Annotated in this window: 18 protein-coding genes; 14 read left to right on the forward strand and 4 right to left on the reverse strand. The window is 75.5% G+C overall.

Annotated elements, in window-relative coordinates:
- The first annotated feature begins 94 nt into the window (after positions 1 to 94).
- The 5 genes from KYT88_RS02270 (at position 95) to KYT88_RS02290 (ending at position 6,543) form a co-directional block, all read left to right on the forward strand.
- Positions 95 to 1,030, forward strand: a complete 936-nt coding sequence (locus KYT88_RS02270) for an NAD(P)-dependent oxidoreductase (RefSeq protein ID WP_081840922.1) — start codon at positions 95 to 97, stop codon at positions 1,028 to 1,030.
- 66 nt (positions 1,031 to 1,096) lie between these two features.
- Positions 1,097 to 1,651: an orotate phosphoribosyltransferase gene (pyrE, locus tag KYT88_RS02275; RefSeq protein ID WP_043585467.1), complete on the forward strand. Its 555-nt coding sequence runs from the start codon at positions 1,097 to 1,099 to the stop codon at positions 1,649 to 1,651.
- On the forward strand, positions 1,651 to 3,771 hold the full coding sequence (locus KYT88_RS02280) for a septum formation family protein (RefSeq protein WP_043585466.1): 2,121 nt from the start codon (positions 1,651 to 1,653) through the stop codon (positions 3,769 to 3,771). The genes pyrE and KYT88_RS02280 overlap by 1 nt, the downstream gene beginning before the upstream one ends.
- A gap of 107 nt (positions 3,772 to 3,878) precedes the next feature.
- Positions 3,879 to 5,147, forward strand: coding sequence for an MFS transporter (locus KYT88_RS02285; protein ID WP_043585854.1), 1,269 nt, complete (start codon positions 3,879 to 3,881; stop codon positions 5,145 to 5,147).
- 172 nt (positions 5,148 to 5,319) lie between these two features.
- Positions 5,320 to 6,543 (forward strand): MFS transporter, encoded by a 1,224-nt coding sequence (locus KYT88_RS02290; protein ID WP_043585464.1) that lies wholly within the window; start codon positions 5,320 to 5,322, stop codon positions 6,541 to 6,543.
- Here KYT88_RS02290 and KYT88_RS02295 read toward each other — a convergent pair whose 3' ends face one another.
- Entirely contained in the window at positions 6,544 to 7,341 is a 798-nt protein-coding gene (locus KYT88_RS02295; protein ID WP_011931704.1) for an HAD-IIA family hydrolase, read from the reverse strand.
- A 129-nt stretch (positions 7,342 to 7,470) separates the two neighbouring features.
- On the opposite strand from KYT88_RS02295, the gene KYT88_RS02300 reads away from it, so the two are divergent.
- On the forward strand, positions 7,471 to 8,376 hold the full coding sequence (locus tag KYT88_RS02300) for a metallophosphoesterase (protein ID WP_043585459.1): 906 nt from the start codon (positions 7,471 to 7,473) through the stop codon (positions 8,374 to 8,376).
- A 67-nt stretch (positions 8,377 to 8,443) separates the two neighbouring features.
- Here KYT88_RS02300 and KYT88_RS02305 read toward each other — a convergent pair whose 3' ends face one another.
- The gene (locus KYT88_RS02305) at positions 8,444 to 8,614 is read right to left on the reverse strand and encodes a CsbD family protein (protein WP_043585457.1); all 171 of its coding nucleotides are present in this window, start codon (positions 8,612 to 8,614) and stop codon (positions 8,444 to 8,446) included.
- A gap of 185 nt (positions 8,615 to 8,799) precedes the next feature.
- Here KYT88_RS02305 and KYT88_RS02310 point away from each other — a divergent pair, with 185 nt between their 5' ends.
- Both KYT88_RS02310 and KYT88_RS02315 read left to right on the forward strand, forming a co-directional pair.
- Positions 8,800 to 9,219 carry a PLD nuclease N-terminal domain-containing protein gene (locus KYT88_RS02310; RefSeq protein WP_043585453.1) on the forward strand — a complete coding sequence of 140 codons (420 nt, stop codon included), beginning with the start codon at positions 8,800 to 8,802 and terminating at the stop codon, positions 9,217 to 9,219.
- Positions 9,220 to 9,307: 88 nt separating this feature from the next.
- Complete coding sequence (locus KYT88_RS02315) at positions 9,308 to 11,497, forward strand: RecQ family ATP-dependent DNA helicase (protein ID WP_043585451.1); 2,190 nt, start codon at positions 9,308 to 9,310, stop codon at positions 11,495 to 11,497.
- Between the two features lie 19 nt (positions 11,498 to 11,516).
- On the opposite strand, the gene KYT88_RS02320 is transcribed toward KYT88_RS02315, so the two are convergent.
- Entirely contained in the window at positions 11,517 to 12,665 is a 1,149-nt protein-coding gene (locus KYT88_RS02320; protein ID WP_043585445.1) for a DNA-methyltransferase, read from the reverse strand.
- A gap of 157 nt (positions 12,666 to 12,822) precedes the next feature.
- On the opposite strand from KYT88_RS02320, the gene KYT88_RS15940 reads away from it, so the two are divergent.
- Positions 12,823 to 14,130, forward strand: coding sequence for a DUF4190 domain-containing protein (locus KYT88_RS15940; RefSeq protein ID WP_304522804.1), 1,308 nt, complete (start codon positions 12,823 to 12,825; stop codon positions 14,128 to 14,130).
- Positions 14,131 to 14,223: 93 nt separating this feature from the next.
- Positions 14,224 to 15,468, forward strand: a complete 1,245-nt coding sequence (locus tag KYT88_RS02335) for a kynureninase (RefSeq protein ID WP_043585439.1) — start codon at positions 14,224 to 14,226, stop codon at positions 15,466 to 15,468.
- A 37-nt stretch (positions 15,469 to 15,505) separates the two neighbouring features.
- Here the strand turns inward: KYT88_RS02335 and KYT88_RS02340 are convergent, their stop codons facing one another.
- On the reverse strand, positions 15,506 to 16,600 hold the full coding sequence (locus KYT88_RS02340; protein WP_043585434.1) for a Gfo/Idh/MocA family protein: 1,095 nt from the start codon (positions 16,598 to 16,600) through the stop codon (positions 15,506 to 15,508).
- A 200-nt stretch (positions 16,601 to 16,800) separates the two neighbouring features.
- Between KYT88_RS02340 and KYT88_RS02345 the strand changes: the two genes are divergently transcribed.
- The 4 genes from KYT88_RS02345 to KYT88_RS02360 all read left to right on the forward strand — a co-directional run bounded on the left by KYT88_RS02345 (position 16,801) and on the right by KYT88_RS02360 (position 22,447).
- Positions 16,801 to 19,035: a glycosyltransferase gene (locus tag KYT88_RS02345; RefSeq protein WP_043585432.1), complete on the forward strand. Its 2,235-nt coding sequence runs from the start codon at positions 16,801 to 16,803 to the stop codon at positions 19,033 to 19,035.
- Positions 19,032 to 20,357, forward strand: coding sequence for a nucleotide disphospho-sugar-binding domain-containing protein (locus tag KYT88_RS02350; RefSeq protein ID WP_043585431.1), 1,326 nt, complete (start codon positions 19,032 to 19,034; stop codon positions 20,355 to 20,357). Before KYT88_RS02345 ends, KYT88_RS02350 begins: the two co-directional genes overlap by 4 nt.
- 128 nt (positions 20,358 to 20,485) lie before the next feature.
- Positions 20,486 to 20,659, forward strand: coding sequence for a hypothetical protein (locus tag KYT88_RS02355; protein WP_012297729.1), 174 nt, complete (start codon positions 20,486 to 20,488; stop codon positions 20,657 to 20,659).
- A gap of 66 nt (positions 20,660 to 20,725) precedes the next feature.
- Entirely contained in the window at positions 20,726 to 22,447 is a 1,722-nt protein-coding gene (locus KYT88_RS02360) for a circularly permuted type 2 ATP-grasp protein (RefSeq protein WP_043585423.1), read from the forward strand.
- Positions 22,448 to 22,451 lie beyond the last annotated feature (4 nt).

Genomic DNA, 22,451 nt, shown 5'->3' on the forward strand with positions numbered 1-22,451 from the left:
ACGGGCCGCCCGTCCTCGCGACGGGCGGCCCGTCGTCCTGTCCCGGGCCGGCCGTGCCCGCTGACCTCGCAGATCGCGGGCGTACCGTCGGGGGATGACCGACGACACCGCTGCCGCGCCCGCATCCACCCCCGCGTCCGACGGGCAGCCCCGCGTGGCGCTCCTCGGCACCGGCGTGATGGGCTCCGGCATGAGCCGCTCGATCCTCCGTGCGGGCCTGCCGCTCACGGTCTGGAACCGCAGCGCCGACAAGGCCGCGCCCCTCGCCGACGCCGGGGCGACCGTCGCCGAGACCGCCGCCGACGCGGTGCGCGACGCCGACGTCGTTGTCGTGATGCTGTTCGACGCGGACGCCGTGCTCGCGGTCCTCGCCGAGGTCGCGCCCGCGCTCCGCCCCGACGCCGTCGTCCTCCAGTCCTCCACCGTCGGCGTCGAGGGCACACGGCGGATCGCCGCGCTCGCTGCCGAGCACGGCGTCCGCCTCGTGGACGCGCCCGTCCTCGGCACGCGCGGCCCCGCCGAGCAGGGCCTCCTCGTGCACCTCGTCTCCGGATCCGCGGACGACATCGCCGTCGCCCGCCCCGTCCTCGAGGCGACCGGCTCGCGCACCGTGGTCGCCGGGCCAGACGCGGGACCGGGATCCGCCCTCAAGCTCGCGTGCAACGCGTGGATCGCCTCCATCACCGCGGCCACCGGCCAGTCGCTCGGCCTCGCGCGCCTGCTCGGCGTCGAGCCCCGCCTCTTCCTCGACGCGATCGCGGGCGGAGCCGCCGACACCCCGTACGCGCACCTCAAGGGCGGCTCGATGCTGTCCGGCGAGCTCGCGCCCTCGTTCGCGCTCGACGGCCTGCTCAAGGACGTGACGCTGATGCTCGCCGCGCTCGACGGCGCCGACGCGCACGACTTCGACACCGCGATGCTCGAGGCGCTCCGCGAGACGTACGCGGAGGCGTCGGCGGCCGGCCACGGCGGCGACGACGTGGCCGCGGTCGGCACGGTGTTCGGGCTGCCGACCGGGCCCGACGCCTGATCCGGTCGGCGTCCCGCCCGCCCGTCGCACCGGCCCACGCCGTTCCCCGCCCGTAGGATCGGCTGCGTGACGACCTCCGACGCCCGCCAGCAGCTCATCGCCCACATCAAGGAGGACGCCGTCTTCCACGGCGACTTCACCCTGACGAGCGGCAAGAAGGCCACCTACTACGTCGACCTCCGCCGCGTGAGCCTCGACCACCGCGTCGCCCCGCTCATCGGCCGGGTCATGCTCGACCTCATCGCGGACGTGCCCGACGTGGCCGCGGTCGGCGGGCTGACGATGGGCGCGGATCCCATCGCCGCCGCGATCCTGCACCAGGGCGCCGCGGTCGGCCGCGGCTACGACGCGTTCGTCGTCCGCAAGGAGCCCAAGGACCACGGCCGCGGCCGCCAGGTCGAGGGCCCGGACCTGAAGGGCAAGCGCGTCATCGTCGTCGAGGACACATCCACCACCGGCGGATCCCCGCTGAAGGCCATCGAGGCGCTCGAGAAGGTGGGCGCGGAGATCGCCGCGGTCGCCGTGGTCGTCGACCGCTCGACCGACGCCCGCGAGGTGATCGAGGCCGCGGGGCACCGCTACCTGTACGCGATCGGCCTCGAGGACCTGGGGCTCGCCTAGTGAGCGGCGCGCCCGGCGGCGGATCCGGCCACGACGACGACCCGTTCGCGGTCCGTCCCGCCACCGACGCCGACCGCGAGCGGCCCGCGCAGCCGCTCGCGCCCATCGGCTGGGGTCGCCCGGACGGCCGGGAGCCGGTGCCCGCGGATCGGGACGCCGCCCAGCAGGACGCCGGCGTGGATCCCGCTCCCGCCGACGCGACGCAGCGGCCGGACGCCGACATCCTCGCGGGGATCGTGCCGCTCGACCCGACCGAGGACGACGAGCGCGTCGCCCCGCTCGACCAGGTGGATGCCGACCAGGACGCCCATGATCCGGACGCCGACCTCGACGCGCCGGCGCCCGAGCCCGGCATCGCGGACGCCCCGGTCGACGCGGGCGACGTGGAGTTCCCCGGCGAGCCCGACCCCGGCTACGTGCCCGCCCCCGCAGCCGACGGCCCGGGCGAGGTGCTGTCCGGCGAGGTCGAGGCGGATCCCACGCCGGGCGATGACGCGCCCGCCGAGATGGTCCTCGAGCCGGTCGACGACGCGCAGGACGGCGCGGCCCTGCCGGTCGTCCCCGCGGACGCGCCGGTGGTCGACGCCGAGCTCGTCGAGGATCCCTCCGCGCCGGCAGTCCCCGACGACGAGGACCCGGTCCAGCTGACGCCGCTCCGGGACGACCGGATGGACGAGGACGCGGAGGTCGTCGACGATCCCGCGGGACGCGTCGCGGACGAGGTCGAGCCGCAGCCGCTCGGCGGGGACGTCGACGCGGAGGCGTCCGCCGGCGCCTCCGCAGGTCCCGAGCGCGACGACGAGGACGCGGCTCCCGCGCCGCTCGCCCCCGCGGCCGCCGCTGCGCGTGCCGCCGCGATGGCGTGGGCATCCGGATCCGCGCCCGCTGCTGCGCCTGCCGCTGCCGCTGCTGCGCCTGCCGCCGTGCCCGCTGAGGCCGCGCCCGCCGAGCGAGCCGACGCCGCGCCGACCGTGGATCGCCCGGAGGACGCGCCCGAGCCGGAGGCCGCGACCGACCCGGAGACGGCCGCACCGTCCTCGCCGGTCGTCGAGCCGTCGGACGCCGACCGCGCACCCGAGCACGGTGCCGAGCCGCGGGACGACGCCGCCCCGACCGCTCGCGTCCCCGATCCCGCCCCCAGCTCCTTCGCGCCGCCGGACGCCTCCGCCGCCGAACCCGTCGACGCGATCTCCCTGCTCTTCGGCGACGTCGCGTCGGATCCCGCGAGCGATCGCGCCCACGCCGACGCCGAGGACCGGCCCGCCGACCCCGAGGACGCCGACGACCGCACGCGGATCCTCCCGGCAGCCGCCCCTGCCGCTGCGCCTCCCGCCGCTGCCGCCCCGCGCCCCGACCGCGACGCCCCCACCGTCGCGGTCCCGGCCGCATCCCCGCGTCCGGATCCGGCCCCGCGCCCCGCGCCGGTCCCGCCGCCGTACGCGGCCCCGCCCGCACCCCGCGCGCCCGCGCCGCGCGCCCCCGTCCTCGACGCGGCCCGGATCCCCGCGCCTCCTGCCGCCGCGCCCCCACGCGGACCCCGCGGCCCGCGTCGCACGGGCCTCTGGGTCGGCGGCGCGATCCTCCTGGTCCTGCTCCTCGTCGGCCTCTTCTACCTGGGCCAGCGGCTCGGATCCGCCGCCGCGCCCGACGCGGCCCCCGTCGCGACGGCCACGCCCGAGGCCACGCCGACCCCGTCGCCCACCCCGACCGATCCCGTGCAGGGGCCGGCCGCGGCCGGCGTCCAGGCATGGGACGCGCTCCTCGGCGGCGAGTGCATCGACCCGTACACGACGCCGTGGGAGGAGGAGTTCACGGTCGTCGACTGCGGCTCCGAGCACCACGCGCAGATGGTCGCCCGCGTCGCGCTGCCGCAGACCGGAGACGCGTTCCCCGGCGAGGAGGCCGTGCGCGACTCCGCCGACGAGCTCTGCATCGCGGACACCGTGATCGACTACGCGGCGGCCCGCGGCTACTCCGACGTGCAGTACCAGTCGGCGTACCCCATCAGCCAGGAGGAGTGGGCCGCGGGCGACCGAGATGCCTACTGCTTCGTCTCGCGCGCCGGCGGCGGCACATTCACGAGCAGCATCGGCAAGCCGCAGCCTCCCGTCGTCCCCTAGCAGCGCCGCCCGCCTGGGGATCCCGACCCCGCGGATCCCCGCCCCCGCCCTACCCTCGACACCCCGTGCGCGTGACCGGCGCGCGGATCCAGGGGGACGGCGGATCGGTGACCTCACGCGTCCGACCCGACGACCGCGCGTTCCTCCTCCTGTGGGGCGCGCAGGCCGTGTCCTCCCTCGGCGCGAGCGCGGCCTCGTTCGCGCTCACGCTGCAGGTCTTCGGCGAGACGGGCAGCGCGCTCGCCCTGTCGGCGCTCACGGTGGTGTCCACCGTGGCGTCCATCTACCTCGCGCCGTTCACCGGCTGGGCCGCCGATCGCCTGGGCCACCGCCGGGCCGCGCTCGCGAGCAACGCGGTCCTCGCCCTCGTGTCCGGCGGGATGGCCGTCGTGTCCGCCCTCGGCCCGGGGCGCCTGCTCGCCGTGGTCTACCCGCTGACCCTGGTCTCTGCCCTGGCGGCGTCGACGCTGGCGCTGACCCTCACGGCGAGCGTCCGCCGGATGCGCCGGGAGGCCGACCTCACGCGTATCAACGGCGTCACCTCGCTCCTGCAGGACGGGCCGACCCTGCTCGCGCCCGTGCTCGGTGCCGCCCTGTCGGCCGTCGTCGCGCCCGCCGCCGTGTTCGTCGTCGACGGGGTCACCTCGCTCGGCTGCGTCGCCGCGCTCCTCGTCGTGCGCTGGGACGCGCCGCCGGACCGCCGCACCCCTAACCCGTTCCGCGGGGCGCGCGACGGCGTCGCGTGGATCCTCCGCCACCCCGGGCTCCGTCGGCTGCAGGCGGGCTTCGCCGCGCTGAACCTCGCGAACGGGATCGCCGCGTCCGCCACGACCGCGTACGTGCTGCTGCTCGGATCGCGCGGCATCGGCTCGGGCGCGAGCCTCGCGGCGTTCAGCGTCGCCGGATCCGTCGGGCTCCTCGTCGGCGCCGCGTTCGTCGCGGCGCGCGGGGACCGGATCCCGCGGCTCGTCGCCATCGCCGGCGCCGCCGTCGTCCTCGGCCTGGTGGGCCGCGTCGCGCTGGGGGCGAGCGCGCTCCTGGCGGTCTGGGTCCTCGCGGCCGTGGTCCGCAACGTCGCGCTCCAGGTGCAGGGCGCGCCCCTCACCGCGGTGTGGCAGGAGCGGACGCCGTCGGAGCGGCAGGGCGCGATCCTCGGCGCGAAGAAGCTGCTCGGCCAGGGGTTCTACCCGCCGGCCGTGCTCCTCGGCGGTGCGCTGACGGTGGCGCTGCACCCGCTCGGGCAGGAGGCCGCGCTCCGGGTCGTGATCATCGCGGGCGGCGTGGGCGAGGCGCTCGTCGGCGTCGCGATGCTGCGCTCACGGGGCATCCGCGCCCTGCTCGCCCCCGCCGCGCCCGCTGAACGGGCGGCCGGCTGATCAGAGCTCCGACTCGACCGGCTCCGGATCCAGCAGCTCGGTGACGCCCGACAGCAGCTAGTCCGCCACCGCGGGCTGTGCATCCGAGCGGCCCGGCACCTCGTCCCTCCCCTACCGTCGTCCACCCGTGCGCGCACCGTTCGTCGGGTCGGCCAGGAGCGGGGGTTAGGTGATGTCCCTCGCAGCGCCCGCCCCGCTCGGCTGGCGGTTCCGCGCGCTCGCGGCCGCGCGCACCGTGTCGGTCGCGGGCAACGGGTTCGGCCGGGTCGCCCTCGCGTTCGCCGTGCTGAGCGTCCCGGGGGCCGGGCCAGCGGAGGTCTCGGTCGTCCTCGCGTGCCAGGCGCTGCCGCAGCTGCTGCTCATCCTCGTGGGCGGCGTCGTCGCCGACCGCGTCTCGCGCTCGCGGCTCATGGTGTCCGCGGAGGTCACGGCGACAGCCGCCTGGGTGGGGCTCGCGCTCGTCTCGGGCTCCGGGACCCCGTCGATCACCGGGCTCGCTGTGCTCGCGGCCGTCTCGGGGATCGCCACGGCTGTGTTCACGCCGGCGATGAGCGGCGTGGTGCCGCAGCTCGTCCGCCCGGAGCAGCTGCAGCGCGCGAACGCGACGATCCGGGTGGGGCAGAACGCCGCGCTGCTCATCGGGCTGGGCCTGTCGGGCGTGGTCGTGGCGGCGTTCGGCGCGACCACCGCGCTCGTCGTGAACGCGGCGTCGTTCGGGGTCAGCGGCATCCTCATCGCCCGCATCCGCGTGCCGGACCCCGCGCGCGCGTCCGTGCGGCTCCTCGTGGACCTGCGGCGCGGCGCCCGCGAGTTCGCCGCCCGCCAGTGGCTGTGGGTCACGACCGCGCAGTTCTCCGTGGTGGTCGCTGCGCTCAACGCGACGGCCGGCGTGCTCGGCCCGCTCGTCGCGACGCAGCACTACGGCGGCGCGACCGCGTGGTCGATTATCATCGGGTCGCAGGCCGTCGGCACCATCGGCGGTGCGACGCTCGCCGCCCGCATCCGCGTCGCCCACCCCATCCGCACCGCCGTGCTGGCGACCCTCGGGCTCGCCGTGCCCATGCTGCTGCTCGCGTGCACCGCGCCCGTCTGGCTCTGCTGCGCGGGGATGCTCGTCTCGGGCATCGCCATCGACGTGTTCGGCGTGCTCTGGTCCACCACGCTGCAGCAGCGGGTCCCGGAGGACGTGCTCTCGCGCGTGAGCGCGTTCGACTCGTTCGGATCCCTGTCGCTCGCGCCGCTGGGGCTCCTCGTGGCCGGACCGGTCGCGGCGGCCACGGGCACGGGGCCGGCGCTCCTCGCCTGCGCGGGGCTCGTGGTCGCGGCCACGCTCGCCGCGCTGATCAGCCCGGAGGTGCGACGGCTCCGGAGCGTGCCGCCCGCGGCGACGGCGTGATCAGAGCTCGGACTCGACCGGCTCCGGGTCCAGCAGCTCGGTGACGCCCGACAGCACCTCGTCGGGCCGGAACGGGTAGCGCTCGATCTCGGCGCGGTCGCTGATCCCGGTGAGCACGAGCACCGTGTGCAGGCCCGCCTCGATGCCCGCGATGATGTCGGTGTCCATGCGGTCGCCGATCATGCCGGTGCTCTCCGAGTGCGCGCCGATCTTGTTGAGCGCCGAGCGGAACATCATCGGGTTGGGCTTGCCGACGATGTACGGCTCCTTGCCCGTGGCCTTCGAGATGAGCGCGAGCACCGCGCCAGTGGCGGGCAGCACGCCCTCCGCGCTCGGGCCGGTCGCGTCCGGGTTCGTCGCGATGTAGCGCGCGCCGCCGTTGATGAGGCGGATCGCCCGCGTGATCGCCTCGAACGAGTAGTTGCGCGTCTCGCCGATGACCACGAAGTCGGGCTTCGTGTCGGTCATGATGAAGCCCGCCTCGTGCAGCGCGGTCGTGAGGCCGGCCTCGCCGATGACGAACGCGGATCCGCCGGGCATCTGCTGCTCGAGGAACGCGGCGGTCGCGAGCGCGGAGGTCCAGATCGACTCCTCGGGCACGTGCAGGCCGGACGCGCGGAGCCGTGCGGACAGGTCGCGCGGGGTGAAGATGCTGTTGTTGGTGAGCACGAGGAAGGGCTTGCCCTGGTCCTGCCACTGCTGGATGAGGGCCGCCGCGCCGGGCAGGGCCTGGTTCTCGTGCACCAGCACGCCGTCCATGTCGGTGAGCCAGCAGTCCATCTCGTCGCGCGTCGCCATGGGGTTCCCTCTCGTCGTGGCACGAGGCTACCGCCGGGGGATGCGCGGCCGCCGGGCACCGGCGACGGCGTCACCCGATGTCCGCCCGCCGTCCTCCGCGGTGTCGGCCGGCCCCCGTAGGGTCGGCGCATGCACGCACTGCCTCCCGGATCCCTGCGCCTCGTCCACCTCAGCGATACCCACCTCCTCCGCGACGGCGGCCTGCACCAGGGCGTCGTCGACACGGGCGCCGCCCTCGAGCGCGTCCTCGTCGAGGCCGACCGCGTCCCGCACGTCCGGCTCCTCGTCGGCTCGGGCGACCTGTCGGAGGACGGCACCCCCGAGTCGTACGCGCTCCTGCGCGAGCGCCTCGTGCCGTGGACCTCGTCGCGCGGCGCCGCGCTCGTGCTCACGCCCGGCAACCACGACGTGCGCTCCGGCTTCCGGCTCGTGCTCGGCGACGGCCACGGCGCTCCCGGCACCGACGACGGACGCGATCCCGCGGCCGTGCCGCCCATCGACGGCGTCACCATCGTGGACGGCTGGCGCATCGCGACCCTCGACACCTCCGTGCTCGGCAAGGGCTACGGCGCGCTCCGCGAGCAGCAGCTCGACGGGCTCCGCGAGCTGCTCGCGACCCCGGCCGAGCACGGCACCGTGCTCGTGCTGCACCACCCGCCCGTTCCCGCGCCCACGACGCTGCACGAGTCGCTCGCGCTGCAGGGGCCGGAGCGGCTGGCCGAGATCGTGCGCGGCAGCGACGTGCGGGTGATCCTCTCGGGGCACTACCACCACCACATCGTCGGGTCGCTGGCGGGCGTGCCCGTGCTGGTCGCACCCGGCGTCGCGAACGAGACGGACGTGGCCGCCGAGCCCGGCACGGAGCGCATCGTGCGCGGATCCGGCTTCCTCGTGGTCGACGTCGACCCGGCGGGCGGCGTCGCGTCGGTCGTGGTGCGGGCGTACGCGGAGGACGACGGGGACGAGGTCGCGCTGCTCGACGCGGAGCTGGTGCAGCGGATCATGGCGGACTCCGGCGCTCCCGCCGCGCCGTGACCGTCCGGGCATGAGGAGAGGCGGCGCCCCGGGGGCCGCCGCCTCTCCTGGCGCTGCTGGTCTGGCTCTACTTGAAGACGTCCTTGACGTCCTCGCCCGCCTTCTTGGCGGACGCCGCGGCCTGGTCCTTCTGGCCCTCGGCCTTGAGGCTCTCGTCGCCCTTGTGGTCGCCGAGCGCCTCCTTGGCCTTGCCCGCGATGTCCTGAGCAGCGTTCTTGATCTTGTCGTCGAGACCCATGATCTCCTCCTCACTGAGGCCACCTGGTGCAGCCCACGATCTGGACTGTAGGACCGACGGCTCCTGAGCGCCTGACAGACGGGGGATCCGTGTCCACTGAGCGAAACGCCGCGGCGCAGCTCCCTCCGCGACGTCCGCGCAAGGGCCTTCCGCCGGGCCCCGCGCCGCCCCTAGGCTCCCTGACCGTGATCCTCTTCGGGCTGCTCCCCCTCCTCGTGGCCGTGTGCGCGCTCGTCGACGTCATCACGCGCCCGGACGACCAGGTCAAGCACCTGCCGAAGCTCGTCTGGATCCTGCTCATCGTCTTCCTGCCGCTCATCGGCAGCATCGTGTGGTTCTGCGTCGGGCACGACTGGGACGCGCGGCGCGAGCCCGTCGGCCCGCCGGACCGGAGCGCGGCCTACGAGCGCGCGGCAGCCGCGGTCGACCTGCGCGTGCGGAGCACCGAGCAGCAGCTCGCCGACCTCGAGGAGGAGGAGCGGCACTACGCGCGGATCGCGCGGATGCGGCAGCTCCAGGCCGAGCAGGCGGTGCAGGCCGCCCGGGCCGCGGGACCCGCGCGGGCGCCGAAGGCCATCGAGCCGGGATCCAGCCCCGAGCGGTAGCCCCTCCCCAGGTCGCGCGCCGCCGCTCCCTCCCTCCGCGGGGTCGCCGCGGCCCGGCGGGGTCGGGGGCGGATGGGAGCATGGCCGCATGCCCGACTCCGCGACGCCACCCTCCTCCGCTGCGCCCTCCGCCGCCACGACCTCCGGCCTCCGGTCCGCCGCCCGCGAGCACCTCTCCCGGCTCGTCGGCGTCGCGGGCGCCGACTTCCACGACGGGCAGTTCGAGGCCATCGAGGCCCTCGTGCAGGACCGCTCCCGCGCCCTCGTCGTGCAGCGCACCGGATGGGGCAAGTCGGCCGTCTACTTCGTCGCCACCCTGCTCCTCCGCCAGCAGGGGCTCGGCCCCACGCTGCTCGTCTCGCCGCTCCTCGCGCTCATGCGCGACCAGGTCGCCGCGGCCCGTCGCGCCGGCGTGCGCGCGGTCGCCATGAACTCGAGCAACGCCCACGAGTGGGACGACCTGCTGCGCGCGCTCGACGCCGACGAGGTCGACCTGCTCCTCGTGTCGCCCGAGCGCCTCAACAACCCGCGCTTCCGCGACGAGCAGCTGCCCGCGCTCCGGGCCCGGCTCGGCCTGCTCGTGGTCGACGAGGCGCACTGCATCTCCGACTGGGGTCACGACTTCCGGCCCGACTACCGGCGCCTGCGCGACCTCATCTCCTCCGTCGACGAGCGCGTGCCCGTGCTCGCCACCACCGCCACCGCGAACTCGCGCGTGGTGGCCGACGTCGAGGAGCAGCTGAGCGTCGGATCCGCGGGCGCGGGCGTCGTCGAGACCGACCGCGTGCCCGTGGTCACCATCCGCGGGCCGCTCGCCCGACGGTCGCTCCGGCTCGGCGTGCTGCGGCTGGAGAACAGCCGCGATCGGCTGGGCTGGCTCCTCAGCCACCTCGACGAGCTGCCCGGCAGCGGCATCATCTACGCGCTCACGGTCTCCGCCGCGCAGGACACCGCGCGGCTGCTGCGCGACGCCGGCCACGCCGTCAAGGCGTACACGGGGCGCGACGACCCCGCCGACCGCGAGCAGGCGGAGGGCGAGCTGCAGCGCAACGAGGTCAAGGCGCTCGTCGCCACCAGCGCCCTCGGCATGGGCTTCGACAAGCCCGACCTCGGCTTCGTCGTGCACCTCGGGGCGCCGTCGTCGCCCGTCTCCTACTACCAGCAGGTCGGGCGCGCGGGCCGCGGATCCGCCGACGCGGACGTGCTGCTCCTGCCCGGCCGCGAGGATCCCGACATCTGGCAGTACTTCGCCACCGCGTCCATGCCGGACGAGCAGCAGGCGGCCGCCGTCATCCGGGCGCTCGGCGAGAGCGATCGGCCGTTGTCCGTGCCCGCGCTCGAGTCGCGGGTCAGCCTCTCGCGCAGCCGGCTCGACCTCCTGCTCAAGGTCCTCGACGTCGACGGCGCCGTGCGCCGGGACACCTCGGGCTGGTCGGCCACGGGCGTCCCCTGGGTCTACGACCGCGCCCGCTACGAGCAGGTCGCCGCGGCCCGCGTGCGCGAGCAGCAGGCGATGCTCGACTACGAGACCACGCTCGGCTGCCGCATGGAGTTCCTCCAGCGCCAGCTCGATGACGACACCGCGGCACCGTGCGGGCGCTGCGACCGGTGCGCGGGCGCGTGGTACCCGTCGTCGCTCGACCAGCAGGCGTCGGCCACGGCGTCGCAGGCGCTCGACAGGGTCGGGCTGCCGATCGAGCCGCGGCTGCGCTGGCCCACGGGTGCGTCCACCGTCGGCGTGCCGCTCAGCGGGGCGATCGCGGCGGGCGAGCAGGTCGACGAGGGCCGCGCCCTCGCCCGCCTCACCGACCTCGGCTGGGGTGGTCGTCTCCGCACGGTCTTCGCGGCCGGCGCCGAGGACGCGCCGGTCGACGACGCGCTCGTCGCCGCGTGCGTCCGCGTGCTCGCCGAATGGGGCTGGGCCGAGCGCCCGCGCGCGGTCGTGCACGTGCCGTCGGCGAGCCGTCCGCAGCTCGTCGGGAGCCTCGCCCAGCGCATCGCGGAGGTGGGGCGGCTGCCGTTCCTCGGGTCGCTCGACCTCGTGGATCCCGGGGCGCCCGGCGCCGCGCGCGGCAACAGCGTCTACCGGCTGGGGCGGGTGCACCCGCGGTTCCAGGTGCCCGCGCATCTCGCGGACGACCTCGCGGCGGATCCGCGTCCGGTGCTCCTCGTGGACGACCTGGTCGACACGCGGTGGACGCTCACGGTCGCCGGCCGTCTGCTGCGGAAGGCGGGGGCCACGCGCGTGCTGCCGTTCGCGCTCGCGCAGCAGGGGTAGCCGGGCGGGCGATCGCGGATCAGTCGGCGACCGGATCCGTCCCCTGCTCGACGAAGACGGTGCCGCCGCCCGCGAGACGCGCGCGCATCACCTCGAGGGCCTGGGGGTTCTCGTCCACGAGCACGAAGCGGCGTCCGAGCTCGCGGGCCGCGGCGCCCGTGGTGCCGGATCCGGCGAAGAAGTCGAGCACCCAGTCGCCGGGCCGGCTCGACGCCTGCACGATCCGGCGCAGCACGCCGAGCGGCTTCTGGGTCGCGTAGCCCGTCTTCTCGCGGCCGGTGGGGGAGACGATCGTGTGCCACCAGACGTCCGTCGGCAGCTTGCCGCGCTCGCGCTTCTCCGGGGTCACGAGTCCCGGCGCCATGTACGGCTCGCGGTCGACGCCCTCGGAGTCGAACAGGTAGCGGATCGGGTCCTTCACGTAGACGAGGATCGTGTCGTGCTTCGCCGGCCAGCGGCGCCGGGACTTCGCGCCGTAGTCGTACGCCCACACGATCTCGTTGAGGAACGAGCGGCGGCCGAAGAGCGCGTCGAGCACGACCTTCGCGTAGTGCACCTCGCGGTAGTCGAGGTGGAGGTAGAGGGTGCCCGTGGGATCCAGGAGGCGCCACGCCTCGATGAGGCGCGGCTCGAGGAAGTCCCAGTAGTCGGCGAACGAGTCGTCGAATCCGTAGAGCATGCCCTTCACGGAGTCGTAGCTGCGGCCGTGGAAGCCGAGGCGAGCGCCGGGCGGGCGCACCGGTTCGGGCGTCGCGGTGCTCGCAGCGGCGAGGGCGACGGGGGTGGCGGGCTCCGCAGCGGTGTCGAGTGCGGTGCCGGGTGCGTGTGCCGCGGCGCCATCGAGAGCGGGTGCCACCGCGCCGTCGAGCGTGGTGGCCGGATGGGTGCCGGACTCGGCGTCCGTGGCCGGATCGGCGTCGGCCGCGGACTCGGCCTCCGTGGCCGGACTGGCGGCGGCCACGGACTCTGCGCTCGCGTCGCGATCGGCGGCAGGATCCGGCGAGCGCGTCACGGTGAGGTTCTGCCGCTCCTGCGTGCGGCCGGTGTTGAACGGCGGATCCAGGTAGATGAGCTGGAAGGCGCCGTCGGGGAGCGCGCGGACGGCCTCGAGGTTCTCCGCGTGGATCACGAGGTCCGGGCCGTCGGGGGTCCACGCGGGCTGGGGCACGCCCCGAGGTTAACGGACCTCCGCGGGCGCGCGGCGCGCACCGGGACGGGAGGGACGCCGCGCGGACGGCTGCGCCCGCGGTGCCTGACGCCCCCAATCCGGGGCGGTTCGCGCACGGCTCTGCCGCGCGAGTGGCACCCTCCGCTATGAACGTCACATGAGCGATGACCGCGACCCCGGCCGGACCGACGGACCCCACCCCGACGAGCCGCGCGGCGAGGATCCGGTAGCCAGCGGCCCGGTAGCCGACGGCCCGGCCTCCGAGGGCCTGGCCCAGGAGGAACCGTCCCCGGCGGGCACCCCGGCCGACCCCGTGAGCCCCTACGGTCCGCCCGCCGTCCCGCGCACGGCCGAGCCCGCAGCCGGGCCCGCCACCGAGGCCGAGCCCGCCGCCGAGCCCGGGCCCGCGCCTGAGCCCACCGCTGTACCCGTGCCCGTGCCCGAGCCCGCGGCCGCGCCCGCCCATCCGGCGCCGCCCCTGCCGCCGGCCGGATACGACGCCGCAGCGGGATCCGCCGACGCCGGCGCCAGCACCGGCGCCGGCCCCGCCTTCGCCCCGCCCGGCCCCGCCTTCGCCCCGCCCGGCCCCGCCTACGCGCCGCCGGTCGGCGCCCCGCCGGCCGCCCCCGCGCCGCCCTACGTCTCCGGCCCGCCGCCCCGCCCCCGCGGCGGCAAGGGCCTCGCCATCGCGGCGCTGGTCGTGGGCATCGCCGGGGTCCTGGGCGCCTTCATCCCGTTCCTCAACTACGTCACGGCCATCCCGGCGCTGGTCGCGGTGGTGCTCGGCATCGTCTCGCTCGCCCGGCGGATGGACGGCAAGCCGCTGGCGCTGACGGGCCTCATCCTCGGCGCCGTCGGATTCGTCCTCAGCATCGTGCTGGCGCTCGTATACACGTTCGCGTTCGTGGGCTCGGTGACCGAGGCGCTGGAGACGGCGGGCCCCGGATCCGACTCCGGCTTCGCCAGCCCCGAGCCGACCTCCGGCGACGGCGACGGCGACGCGACGGCCCAGCCCGGCACGAGCCCCGACGACCCGCTGCCGATCGGCACCCCGGTCACGGGCGAGGGCATCGACGGCCCGGAGTGGCAGGTCACGCTGGGCACGCCGATCCTCGACGCGACCGCGGCCGTGCTCGCGGCGGATCCGACGAACGAACCGCCCGCGGCCGGCATGCAGTACGCGGTCGTCCCGGTCACCGCGACGTACCTCGGGTCGAGCACGGGGGATCCGCTCTCCGAGCTGGCCCTGGGGTTCCTCGCCGCCGACGGCACGCAGTACTCGGCCGCCGACAGCTTCGTGCAGGCGCCGGCACCCGCGTTCACGGATGCCTACGAGATGCTCGAGCCGCAGGGCACGGCGAGCGGGAACGTCGTCGTCGAGATCCCCATCGACGGCGCCGCCGACGGCCTCTGGGCCACGGCGCCGGGGATGATCGCGGACGCGTACTACTTCCGGGCCGGCTAGTCGGCCAGCCCGGATGCCGCCCGCGCGCGCGACCGGGGCCTCCTCGGCGCGCGCGATCGCGGCGGCCTCCCGCGCGGAACGTAGGCTGCGGACGTGACACCCGACGCGCGCGGCACCGACGCCCCCTCCCGCCCCATCCCGTCAGCCGGCCAGCTCGACGCCCGCGATCCGCTCGCGCGCTTCCGCGACCTGTTCGTGCAGTCCGACGACGTGGTCGCCTACCTCGACGGCAACTCGCTGGGCCGCCCGACCCGGGCGAGCGTCGACCGCGTCGCCGACTTCGTGCGCGACCAGTGGGGCGGGCGCCTCATCCGCGGCTGGGACGAGGACTGGCTCGCGATGCCCACGCGCATCGGCGACGACCTCGGCCGCGTGGCCTACGGCGCGGCGGCGGGCCAGACGTTCGTCGGCGACTCGACCACGGTGATCCTCTACAAGCTCGTGCGCGCCGCCGTCCGCGCGCGTCCCGGCCGCGACGAGCTCGTGATCGACACCGACAACTTCCCGACCGACCGCTTCGTGCTCGAGGGCGTCGCCGAGGAGTGCGGCATGACGATCCGATGGATCGACGTCGCGCCCGACGCCGGGGTCACGCCCGAGCTCGTCGCCGAGGCGGTGGGGGAGCGGACCGCGCTCGTCGTGCTCAGCCAGGTCGCCTACCGCTCGGGATTCCTCGCGGACGTGCCGGGGATCACGTGCATCGTGCACGACGCCGGCGCGCTCGTGCTCTGGGACACCTGCCACTCGGTCGGCGTCGTGCCCACCGAGCTCGACGCGTGGGGCGTCGACCTCGCGGTCGGCTGCAGCTACAAGTACCTCGACGGCGGTCCGGGCGCGCCCGCGCACGGCTACGTGCGGAGCGGGCTGCAGGCCGAGCTGCGGCAGCCGATCCAGGGCTGGATGGGCGCGCAGGACGTGTTCGCGATGGGGCCGGAGTACGTGCCGGCGGACGGGATCCGCCGCTTCCTCAGCGGCACGCCGCCCATCGTCGGGATGCTCGCGATGCAGGACATGCTCGCGCTCATCGAGGAGGCGGGCCTGCCCGCGATCCGCGCCAAGTCCCTCGCGCTCACCGGCTTCGCGCTGGATCTCGTCGACCGCGACCTCGTGCCGCTCGGCGCCCGCGTCGCGAGCCCGCGCGACGAGGACCGCCGCGGCAGCCACGTGAGCGTCGACCACCCGCGCTTCCGCGAGATCGTCGGCGCGCTGTGGGCGGAGGGCGTGATCCCCGACTTCCGCGCGCCCTCCGGCCTCCGCCTCGGGCTCAGCCCGCTGACGACGTCGTTCCGCGAGGTCGAGGTCGGCGTCGAGTCGATCCGGCGGCACCTGGCGGGCTGACCCGCGGAGGCACCACCGCCCGAGCCGGGAACGCGCGTCAGTCCGCCCACGCCCGCCGTGTGCTGCGGACGGGCTTCCCCGTGGCCGCGGCCTCGTGCAGGAGGAGCGCGAGGTGGTGGTCCTGCGACGCCTCGGCGAGCGGGTTCGTGGACGGGCCGCCGGCCGCGTGCGCGTGCATCTCGACGAGGCACTGCGCGATCGCGATCTCGTCGTCCGCGAGCCGGCCGGGCGCGAACGGGTTCTCGTAGACCCACTCGGATCCGAGCAGCAGGCCGCGCAGGTGGTGCCCCTCGAGGTTGCCGCCCTGCCCGGTCTCGACGCGCGCGATGTCGGCCCACGTGGGCGTCGTCGCGTCGAGCAGCCAGCTCACGTGCTCGTCGACGATCTCGCCGCGCTCGCCGCGGACGAGGAGGCGGTTGCGGCGGATCCAGGAGAAGTACTGCCGGTCGGAGAAGTCGTAGACCCCGAGGCGGTCGCCGAAGTCGAAGCGCGCGGTGGTCTGCTCTGCGGTCACGATCTCCTCGCGCACGGGGTCGCCGTCGCGGTCGGGCCCGGCCACGATCGGCGACGAGAAGCGCTGCGCGGTGATGGTCGCGTCCTCGAAGCCGATGCCGAGGGCCCGCCGCATCACGCGGACGCCGTGGTAGTCGTGGCACTGCGCGACGGTCGCCTGGCTGATCCGCCCGAGCCGCCCGCCGGCCGCGATCGCGAGCTGCGCGGCGAGCAGCGGCGAGAGCGGGTACTGCTCGGCCACCTCGATCCGCGCGCCCTGCCTCACGAGCGCGTCGAGGCGCTCGAGGTCCTCCACGGTCTCGCCGGGCGGCGTCTCGGTGAGCACGGCCACGCCGCGGTTCACGAGGTCGGCGATGACGTCTGGCGCGGCGGATCTGGGTACGGAGACGACCGCGAACGACGGTGCCTCCTCGGCGAGCAGCTCGGCCGCGGTGCGGAAGGTGCGGATCCCCCACTCCTCCTCGAGCGCCCGGCCGGTGTCGGCGCTGCGGGTCACGAGCCCGGTGACGGCGAAGCGCTCCGGGAGGGCGCGCGCGATCCGCAGGAAGAAGGCGCTGCGCCAGCCGCTCCCCACGATGCCGAAGCGGATCTGCGGGGTGGGCGGAGCGGGGTGGGGCATGGTCGCCAGCGTACGCGCGGGGTCGCGCGGGCCTCCGGGTGGGCGGCGTCCGGGCCGGCGTCTCGGGCGCCCGGCTGGGTTCTCGCAGCAGACTGGGGAATACTCGCGAGGGCCGGGTGGCTGTCCCGGGAGCGAACGCTCCCGCGTGAGGCGCGTCTCGGCTCCGCACGAGGAGTAATGACCCGAGGAGGGGCACGAGCATGGGGATCCAGACGAGCCTCGACCAGGTCGCGGAGGCCGCGCGCATCCTCGACGTGATGCAGGAGGCCGACGAGCTCACGGTCGCCGCCAGTCGCGACGGCGGCGGACGCGCGGTGCGGCTCCTCGCCCGCGCCGCCGCGGATCCCGCCGACCAGCTCACGGCCGTCGCCGCCATCCACGCGCTCGCCCAGGTCTTCGACGAGGCCGCCGACCACGCGCTCGTCGCGCTCCTCGACCACGACACCCGGTGGATCCGCGAGCACGCCGCCTGGGCGTTCGGCACCCGCCTGCCGCGCTTCGATGCGGTGTCCGGCCTCGTCGCGATGGTCGTCGAGGGCGGCTTCCCCGGCATGCTCGCCCAGCGCACCCTGCAGCAGTGGGCCGGGTCGACGCCCGACCACGTCGCGCTGGCGCTCGAGAACGCGCTGCTCGGCGTGCAGGGGGACGGCCCCCGGTCGCGCCTCGTGGAGACCGTGGGGCTCGTGCCCGGGCGGATCCCCGAGCGCGTGCTCCTCCGCATCGCCCCGGCCGCGTCCGAGGGCCCGCTCACCCGGTCCGCCGCGGTCGCAGCGCTCGGCGACCGGCCCGCGGGCGAGGGGATCGCGGCCCTCGTGGCCGACATCGCGCGCGGGGACGACGAGGTGGCCGCGGTCGCGCGCCTGGCCGTGCTCGACATCGCGCGGCAGCACGGCGACCACCCGGCGCCGCAGGAGCGGCCCGGCCTCACCGTCGTCCAGCTCTTCCTGCACGCCGACATCGACGCCGGCCTCACGCACGTGGGAGCCGGCGACAACGGCGGCATCGCGACGCTGCTCGTGCGCCTCGGCGACGCGCTCGTGGATCCCGCGGGCACGGCCGGGCGCGCCGCCGCGGCGCACCACGTGACCGCGACGACGGTCCCCGACCGCCCGGTCGACCGCGTCATCACGCTCTCCCGCGGCACGCCCGACCAGGCGCTCGCCTCGCTCGCCCGCGTCACCGCGGGCCACGACGGCCACGTCTTCGCGCACATCCCGATGCTCGGCGGCCCGCGCTCGCTCCCGGAGGCGTGGCCGCACCGCGTCGAGGCCGAGCGGGGGATCCGCCGTGTGCTGCGCGCCGCCGGCCGCGTCGACGCCGTGCACCTCCGCATGGCCGACGTCGGCACGCTCGCCGCGTCCACGGTCGCGCGCGAGCTCGGCATCCCCGTCGTCTTCACGGTCGCGCCGGACCCGCACGGCGTCGTCGACGCGCTCGACCGCTCCGGCGCGCTCACCCGCGACGGCTTCGGCGCGGTCGACGCGCGCGAGCACTACTGGTTCCGCGTGCGGCTCGTGCAGCGCCTGGCCGCCGACGCCGCGCACACCGTCCTCTTCCCGCGGCCGGAGCTGAAGCGCGACATGCGCCGGCTCGTCGGCATCGACGTGGACGCGCATCCCGAGCGCCACAGCGTCGTCGCCGAGGGCATCGACGTCGCCGCCATCGAGCGCTCGCGCGACGACGCCATGCTCGGCGCCGATGCGGACGGCGCGCCCGCCCGCGCGTTCGTCGAGCTCGACGACCTGCTGCGCGGCCTCCCCGAGGACCGCCGCGGCCTGCCGCTCGTCATCAGCGTCGGCCGCATCGCCCGGGTCAAGGGCATGGCGCAGCTCGCGCACGTCTGGGCGGCGGATCCCGCTCTCAGCGGCCGCGCGAACCTCCTCATCGTGGGCGGCGACCTCGACGCGCCGACCTCCGAGGAGCGCGAGCAGCTCGCGCGGATCCTCGACGCCGTCCCCGGTGCCGACGGCCCCGCTGGCGCGGCCCGCCACGGCCTCCTCCTCGCCGGCCACCGCGGCAACGACACGGTCACGCGCTGGCTCGCCGCCGTCCGCTACGGCCGCCCCGGGCTCACGGCGCCGGGCGGCGCGTACGCGTGCGCGAGCATCAAGGAGGAGTTCGGCGTCGCGCTCCTCGAGGCGATGTCGATGGGCCTGCCCGTCGTCGCGCCCGCGTCCGGCGGACCCGCGACCTACGTGGAGGACGGCGTGACCGGCCTCCTCGTCGACACGACGGATCCGGGAGAGCTCGCCACCGGGATCGCCCGCGCCCTCGACATCGCGGCCGGCCCCGACGCGGAGGCCGCCGCCGACCGCGCCCGTGACATGGTCGCCCGCACCTTCACCATCCAGGCCATGGCGGGCACCCTGTCCCGCGTCTACCGCGACGTCGCCGCAGCCGACGACCGAACCCTCTGGGAGCTCAGCGCCTCATGACCCTGCTCGTCATCAGCCCGGACTACGCGTCCCACCTCTTCCCCCTCATCACGCTCGCGTCGGCCTGGCAGCAGGCCGGCGAGCGCGTGGTCGTGGCGACCGGATCCGCGACCGCCGGCATCGTCGAGGCCTCCGGCTTCGAGCGGGTCGACCTCCGCCTCGGCCGCGGATCCAACCCCGGCACCATCAAGGCCGAGGACCAGCCGACCGGCGAGGACGACGCCCTCCGCGGCTTCTTCGCCGCCACGCGCCGCGGCATGGTCGAGACCCTGCGCTTCCAGGCAGAGGCCCGGAGCGACGACCTGCTGTGGGAGCCCGTGGAGACCGCGCGCGCCGTGCAGCGCATCCTCGACGAGGTGCGCCCCGACCAGGTGATCGTCGACCACCTCGCCTTCAGCGCCCGCCTCGCGCTCCTCGCCTCGGGCACCCGCCACGCCGACGTCGTGCTCGGTCATCCGAGCGCCCTGCCCGTCGGCGACGAGGTCTACGGCTTCCCGCCCGCGTGGCCCGCTGCGTTCGAGCCCGAGGAGGAGGACCTCGACGAGCTCCACGCGCTGTGCGAGCGCGTGCGCGACCGCTTCACCGCGCAGTGGAACGACGCCCTCGCGATCCTCGCGCCGTCGATGCGCCCGAGCCGCGACGCGTTCGCCGAGGCCGGCGACGTGCTCCTGCTCAACTACCCCGAGGAGCTGCACGACCCCGACCGCTCCGAGCTCCTGCCGCCGCACGCCTTCATCGGCTCGGCCGTGCGCCGCGAGGCCCCCGAGGCCGAGGTGCGCGACTGGATCGACGCGGGCGGCGACCCCATCGTCTACGTGTCGCTCGGCAGCTTCCTCTCCGTGCGCGGCGACGTGCTCGCCCGCATCGCGGCGGCCCTGCGCGACCTGGACGTGCGCGTGGCCCTCGCGACCGGATCCACCGACCGGGCCGAGCTCGGCGACATCCCGTCCGACTGGCTCGTCCGCCCGTTCCTGCCGCAGGTGACGCTGCTCGCCCACGCCGACCTCGCGGTCACGCACGGGGGCAACAACTCCGTCACCGAGGCGGCGACCGCGGGCGTCCCGATGCTCGTGCTGCCGCTCTCGACCGACCAGTTCGCGGGGGCCGCGGCCCTCGAGGATGCGGGGCTCGGCATCGCGCTCGCCCCGAACGTCGCGACCGTCACCGAGCTGCGGCAGGCGGCGAAGCTCCTGCTCAACCCGTCGGGCGCGCAGCGCGCCGGGCTCGACGCCATCGCGACGTCGCTCACGCGCTCGCCCGGTCCGCAGCGCGCGTACCAGGCGCTGGCCGGCGGGATCCGGCCGGAGCAGGCCGCGCGCTGAGCCGGTCGCCGGATCCGGTCCTCCGGCCGGGCGACGCCCGTCCCGCGATCTCGTAGACTCGTCGGTGACCGCGTGCGCGCCCCGGCGTGGCGGTCGCCCACAGTCTCGGAAATGGATCAGGTGCCCTCGTGAACATCGTCGCTTTCATCATCGCGTTCGCCCTCTTCCTGGGCGGCATGGCGCTGTTCGCGTTCGCGTTCTACATCGAGGGCTTCGAGCTGCTGAGCTTCTTCGCCGGCATCCTGCTCGTCTCGGCGTCCATCGCCATCCCCGCGCACATCCTCAAGCGCACCGACGCCTGATCCGCGTCGCCTCCGCCCGCCGCGCCAGGTAACAAACCGGACACACAGCCCGGCTACGCTCCCGGCATGGGTGATCTGTTCGAGGGATACGGCACGCTCGCGGCCGCACGCCGCGCCTCCGGTGGCGCGATGCCGTTCGACGAGATGTTCCGGGATCCGCCGGTCGCCGGGGAGCCCGCCGTCGCGCGGGCGGCCTACCGCGAGATCCACGCGGCGCTCTCCCGCATGACCAAGGAGGAGCTGAAGGACCGCACCGACGCGCTCGCCACCAGCTACCTCGCGCAGGGCGTCACCTTCGACTTCGCGGGCGAGGAGCGGCCGTTCCCGCTCGACGCCGTGCCGCGCGTCATCGAGCAGGCCGAGTGGAGCCGGCTCGAGAAGGGCGTGGCGCAGCGGGTCCGGGCGCTCGAGGCGTTCCTCGCCGACGTGTACGGGCCGCAGCGCGCGATCCGCGACGGCGTGATCCCCGCCCGCCTCATCAGCTCGTCCAGCCACTTCCACCGCCAGGCCGCCGGCATCGACCCGGCCAACGGCGTGCGCATCCAGGTCTCCGGCATCGACCTCGTGCGCGACGAGGCCGGCGAGATGCGCGTCCTCGAGGACAACGTGCGCGTCCCCTCCGGCGTCAGCTACGTCATCTCGAACCGCCGCGTCATGGCGCAAACCCTGCCGGAGCTGTTCGTCTCGATGCGCGTCCGTCCCGTCGGCGACTACCCGAACAAGCTCCTGCAGGCGCTCCGCGCGAGCGCGCCCGACGGCGTCGAGGATCCGAACGTCGTGGTCCTCACGCCCGGCGTCTACAACAGCGCCTACTTCGAGCACACGCTGCTCGCGCGGCTCATGGGCGTCGAGCTCGTCGAGGGCCGCGACCTGTTCTGCTCCGGCGGCCGCGTCTGGATGCGCACCACGGGCGGTCCCATGCGCGTCGACGTCATCTACCGCCGCGTCGACGACGAGTTCCTGGATCCGCTGCAGTTCCGCGCCGACTCCATGCTCGGATCGCCCGGCCTCATGCTGGCGGCCCGCCTCGGCAACGTCACCATCGCGAACGCGGTGGGCAACGGCGTCGCCGACGACAAGCTCGTCTACACGTACCTGCCCGACCTCATCCGCTACTACCTGGCCGAGGACGCGATCATCCCGAACGTCGACACCTGGCGCCTCGAGGAGCCCGACTCGCTCGAGGAGGTGCTCGACCGGCTGCCGGAGCTCGTGGTGAAGCCCGTCGACGGATCCGGCGGCAAGGGCCTCGTGGTCGGCCCCGCCGCCAGCGCGGGCGAGCTCGCCGAGCTGCGCGCGCGCCTGCTCAAGGACCCGCGCGGCTGGATCGCGCAGCCCGTCGTGCAGCTCAGCACCATCCCCACGCTCGTCGAGGACGGGATGCGCCCGCGGCACGCCGACCTCCGGCCCTTCGCCGTGAACGACGGCCGCGACATCTGGGTGCTGCCCGGCGGGCTCACGCGCGTCGCGCTCCCCGAGGGCCAGCTCGTGGTGAACAGCAGCCAGGGGGGCGGATCCAAGGACACCTGGGTCGTCGGCGACTCCGGCTTCCCTGCGGCCACGCGCGAGCGCAGCGTGCAGACGCTCGTGGCCGACCAGGCCGCGGTGACCACGTCGATACCCATCATCCAGAACGGGGAGAAGGCGCCCGACCAGTCGCCGCACGACCGGCCGCGCAACCGCGACCAGCACGAGCAGCAGCAGCAGGCCGCGGCGCCCGACGCCGATGCCGATGCCGCCGCACGCGCCGCCGACGCCCGCACCACCACCGCCGAGGGGGACCGCTGATGCC

It is taken from the genome of Clavibacter sp. A6099, assembly GCF_021919125.1.
GTDB classification, from domain to species: Bacteria; Actinomycetota; Actinomycetes; order Actinomycetales; family Microbacteriaceae; genus Clavibacter; species Clavibacter seminis.

Coding starts and splice junctions, on each gene's coding strand:
- KYT88_RS02270 (WP_081840922.1), top strand. CDS start 95: ATGACCGACGACACCGCTGCCGCGCCCGCATCCACCCCCGCGTCCGAC.
- KYT88_RS02290 (WP_043585464.1), top strand. CDS start 5,320: ATGTCCCTCGCAGCGCCCGCCCCGCTCGGCTGGCGGTTCCGCGCGCTC.
- KYT88_RS02295 (WP_011931704.1), bottom strand. CDS start 7,341: ATGGCGACGCGCGACGAGATGGACTGCTGGCTCACCGACATGGACGGC.
- KYT88_RS02300 (WP_043585459.1), top strand. CDS start 7,471: ATGCACGCACTGCCTCCCGGATCCCTGCGCCTCGTCCACCTCAGCGAT.
- KYT88_RS02305 (WP_043585457.1), bottom strand. CDS start 8,614: ATGGGTCTCGACGACAAGATCAAGAACGCTGCTCAGGACATCGCGGGC.
- KYT88_RS02315 (WP_043585451.1), top strand. CDS start 9,308: ATGCCCGACTCCGCGACGCCACCCTCCTCCGCTGCGCCCTCCGCCGCC.
- KYT88_RS15940 (WP_304522804.1), top strand. CDS start 12,823: ATGAGCGATGACCGCGACCCCGGCCGGACCGACGGACCCCACCCCGAC.
- KYT88_RS02340 (WP_043585434.1), bottom strand. CDS start 16,600: ATGCCCCACCCCGCTCCGCCCACCCCGCAGATCCGCTTCGGCATCGTG.
- KYT88_RS02345 (WP_043585432.1), top strand. CDS start 16,801: ATGGGGATCCAGACGAGCCTCGACCAGGTCGCGGAGGCCGCGCGCATC.
- KYT88_RS02350 (WP_043585431.1), top strand. CDS start 19,032: ATGACCCTGCTCGTCATCAGCCCGGACTACGCGTCCCACCTCTTCCCC.
- KYT88_RS02360 (WP_043585423.1), top strand. CDS start 20,726: ATGGGTGATCTGTTCGAGGGATACGGCACGCTCGCGGCCGCACGCCGC.